Source organism: Pseudoduganella sp. RAF53_2 (assembly GCF_052113985.1).
Lineage (GTDB): Bacteria > Pseudomonadota > Gammaproteobacteria > Burkholderiales > Burkholderiaceae_D > Rugamonas.
This window is the reverse complement of the sequence record NZ_JBFRDW010000565.1, coordinates 1-4,068: the sequence shown is the minus strand read 5'-3', so window position 1 is coordinate 4,068 and position 4,068 is coordinate 1. Positions and strand designations below refer to the sequence as shown.

The window sequence follows — 4,068 nt, the reverse complement described above, 5'->3', positions numbered from 1 at the left end:
CTGTTTTAAGTCATTGCTGACTTGGTCGCTCACTCAAAATACTGACGAAATCTCATAAAGAGATTACGTTTATTTTGYGCGAGCATTTGAAGCATATTATTTGAGCATCGCGCCATTCGGCGCGTTGGCCATCTTCAAACGCCCACACTTATCGACTGTTGATTTTTTAAAGATCGCTGCGTTTAGCGACAAAKCGTTGTGTTTGTCWGCAGCAGAGAAGCGAGATTATGCGGTACAGCGTGCAACTCGTCAACCCCTTCGTTTTCAGCGTCTTGCGCTTCAAACTTCTCGCTTCGTTTCGCGCTGTTTGCTGCGTTGCGTTGCGAGGGACAGAACTATAGCAAACGAATCGCGCGTCCGCAAGGGCTTCCTTCCATTCCCCTTTTTCTGCATCCTGTCGCACTCCCATAGACAGGTTTGCGCCAGGTTATCTACACTTGCACCATACTTAAGATGAAAGCCATGAATGTTCCCTCAGCCAAAAGTGCAAGATACCGCGAAGACTGTCCTGGCCTGGTTGCATGCCGGCTTCGACAAGACCGCCAACTGGGTGACCCAGCTGTCGTGGTGGAAGTTCTTCCTGTTTGCCGCACTCTCGCTCATCGCCGCGTCCATCCTGCAGGAGGAGCTGTTCTCGCCGCGCCAGGAAGATGAAATGGTCATGAAGTCGCATAAGCGGCCGAAAGCAGGCGCGGACACCAATATCACCATCGACGACAGCGGCATCCACTTCAACCCGCGCGCCGGCAAGATCAAGAAAGAACAGCCTAAGGACGACGACTCCACCGATTCCAGCGAAGCCAGCGCTAGCGCCGAGGCCCCCGCCCCGGCAGAGCCGGCGGCCGAGCCAGCCGAGCCTGCAGTGCCAGCCCCACCAGCACCGCCCGCTCCAATGACAGGCAAAATGAGCAAAGGCAAAGGCTTGAAAGCCCCTGCCCCACCGGCCGCGCCGATGCCGGGCGAAGAAGTCCACATCGAACTGCCGCCTCAAATCGGCGAAGAGCTGTCCAATGCGCTCGAACAAGCCGTCGACAATGCCGCCGAAGAAAAAGTCTCCCGCTATCACAAGCAGGCATCGACCTGGTTCACCAGCTTCGTAACCCTGGCGCTGCTGGCTCTGTTCGCCACCAAGGCCCTGGTTGGCGGCAAAAAGAAAGCGGAAGCCGAAGCCCAGACCGCAACCGCCGCTGCCGAGCGCGAATCCATGCAGCGCCAGCTGAGCGAAGCCAAGATGCAGATGATGCAGGCCCAGGTGGAGCCGCACTTCCTGTTCAACACGCTGGCTTCGGTGGAACACCTGATCGAAACCGACCCGCCGCGCGCCTCCGCCATGCAGCGCAGCCTCATCAAATATCTGCGCGCGGTGCTGCCGCAAATGCGCGAATCCTCGCTGATGTCCAACCTCGGCCAGGAAGCGGACATGGTCGCCGCCTACCTCGCCCTGCTGAAAATGCGCATGGAAGAACGCCTCACCGTCGATTTCGACATCCCCGAAGGCCTGCGCACCGCTTGTTTCCCACCGATGATGCTGCAATCCACGGTGGAGAACGCCATCAAGCACGGTCTGGAAGCGAAGCCGGAAGGCGGCACGCTGAAAGTGCGCGGCGACATCGCCCACAACAAGCTGCGCGTCACTGTCACCGACGACGGCCTGGGCTTTGGCGCCAAGCCCAGCACCGGCACCGGCCTGGGCCTGACCAATATCCGCGAGCGCCTCAAGCTCCTGCACGGCGACAAGGCGTCGCTGAGCATTGAACCGAACTTCCCCAGCGGCGTCATCGCCATCATCGAAGTGCCATATGTACTGGCGAAGCAATAGCGATTGCACGGAAGTGCAAATCGTTGAATAATTGATACCTGTTTTTCAACCACTGAGAGACCATGCCAACTGCAATCATTGCTGACGACGAACGTTTAATGCGCGACCAACTGCGCATGCGCCTGGGCCAGGTTTGGCCTGAACTGGAAATCGTTGGCGAAGCCAAGAACGGAGACGAAGCCATCGAGCTGGTGGATGAGCTGAACCCGGACTTCACATTCCTCGACATCCGCATGCCCGGCAAGACCGGCATGGAGGCCGCTGCCGAAATCGGCAACAAGAGCCAGGTGGTGTTCGTGACTGCCTACGACRCTTACGCAGTTGAAGCGTTCGAACGCGGCGCCGTCGATTACGTGCTGAAGCCGCCTGAGCCGGAGCGCCTGAAGATTACGGTCGAGCGCTTGAAGTCACGTGCGGACAAGCCCGCCGCTTCCACCGATGCGAATGCCAATATCACGGCAATTCTGTCCCAGCTGACCGAGAAGATCGCCCAGCCAAAACAGAAATACCTGCAATGGATTCAGGCCAGCATCGGCCAGGACATCCGCATGATTCCGGTCGAAGAAATCCTGTTCTTCCGCTCGGATGAAAAGTACACCTGCGTGCAGACTGAAAAGTTCGAAGCCTTGATCCGCAAACCGGTGCGCGATCTGGCCGATGAACTCGACCCGTCGCTGTTCTGGCAAATCCACCGCGCCACGCTGGTGAACGTGAACGCCATCGAAGGCGTGACGCGTGACATCCGCGGCCGCCACCTGGTCATGATCAAGGGCCGTCCAGACAAGCTGGAAGTCAGCCGGAGTTTCCTGCACCTGTTCAAGCAGATGTAAAAACCCACGGCGTAACCCGAGTGCCAGCCACGATGTGGCTGGCACTTGTTTTTTGCCGTGGGTTCTTAAAAAAATGGCGGGCACGCGGCCCGCAAAAAAGATCATGAATCACCTCGAGAGTTGCGGGCCTTTYAGCCCGCGGTGCAGCAATTAGAACGTGTGCTTCACGCCCAGATTGAATGCCTTGTCGCCAGAACCCGGCTCGGTGTTGTTGCCAACGGTGTAGCCGGCGCCGTTCTTGTTCTTGATTTTCGCGTAGGTCAGGTATGCAGTGGTACGCTTGGACAGGCTGTGCAGGTAGCCCAGACCCCACTGATTTGCGTCCTGGTTGTTTTGCTTGTCGTTCTTCTTGATGTAAGAAGCGACGATGTTGCCCGAGCCAACTGGCACGGTGGTGCCGATCAGCCATTCGTCGGAGTCGTTCGACGAAATTGGCGCCACTTTGAAGCCGTAGGCGTTAGCGACTGGGATCGGAGCGGAGCCCGCGCCCTTGTCACGCTCGTAACCGAAGAAGGCCTTGGCAACGCCGAAGTCGTAGTTCACAGCCAGCAGGGTGTTCTTGGCGGTCGGCTTGTCAACGGCAGGGGTGGTGCCAACAGCAGCAACGTCGTTGTTCTTGTTGTTGTACACCAGGCGCGCGTTCAGCGGGCCGTTGGCGTAGTTCAGGCCCAGGCCGAACTGGCGGCCAGCGCTGTTGTCGCCGGACTGTTCGCCCAGAGCGTACATACCGTCAACGCTGAAACCTTCCATCGATGGGGAGTTATACACGATGGCGTTGGAGGTACGGGTGTTCACGCCGCCGGTTGGGAACAGGTTCTTGGCGGTACCAGCGTAGCCGGCGCCGAACGGGTCCATCACTTGGGACAGAGCGTTATACAGCATGGTGTACTGACGGCCCAGGGTTACGGAACCCAGGTCTTTGCTCTTCAGGCCAACATAAGCCTGGCGCTGAGCGAACACACCTGCGGTGTCTTGCTCACCGGTGTCGATCTTCACGCCGGATTCGATGACGAAGATTGCGGATGCGCCGCCACCCAGATCTTCAGTGCCGCGGAAGCCCAGACGGGATGCGGAGCCAACACCACTGGTCACCTTGTTGACGCTACCGTTCACGCCGCCACGCTCGGCAACGAAACCTGCATCAACGATACCGTAGATGGTTACGTTGGATTGAGCTTGGGCTTGTGCTGCCAAGCCGCCAATGATCAGTGCTGCCAGAGTCAGTTTTTTCACTTGTTGTCCTACTAGTTGAGGTTAATGACGGGGCGTATCTTGCATGCCAAACATTTCAAGATTATGACAAAGGAAAAATTGTTTATTTCAGACGACAGTTTAGCAACCAATAATATTTTAGGCGTTCTATCCTGATTTCGCGTACAAATGCAGCTAATTTCTTACGTAAATAGCTGTCTGCAGGGT

Annotated in this window: 3 protein-coding genes; 2 read left to right on the top strand and 1 reads right to left on the bottom strand. The window is 57.2% G+C overall.

The features are described 5' to 3' along the window. The first annotated feature begins 466 nt into the window (after nucleotides 1-466). Together AB4Z11_RS25420 and AB4Z11_RS25415 are read left to right on the top strand one after the other, a co-directional pair. Nucleotides 467-1,819, top strand: a complete 1,353-nt coding sequence (locus AB4Z11_RS25420) for a sensor histidine kinase (RefSeq protein ID WP_442028564.1) — start codon at nucleotides 467-469, stop codon at nucleotides 1,817-1,819. A 62-nt stretch (nucleotides 1,820-1,881) separates the two neighbouring features. Then, nucleotides 1,882-2,649, top strand: coding sequence for a LytR/AlgR family response regulator transcription factor (locus tag AB4Z11_RS25415; RefSeq protein ID WP_442028563.1), 768 nt, complete (start codon nucleotides 1,882-1,884; stop codon nucleotides 2,647-2,649). 150 nt (nucleotides 2,650-2,799) lie between these two features. On the opposite strand, the gene AB4Z11_RS25410 is transcribed toward AB4Z11_RS25415, so the two are convergent. Then, entirely contained in the window at nucleotides 2,800-3,882 is a 1,083-nt protein-coding gene (locus tag AB4Z11_RS25410) for a porin (RefSeq protein WP_442028562.1), read from the bottom strand. Between the last annotated feature and the right edge of the window lie 186 nt (nucleotides 3,883-4,068).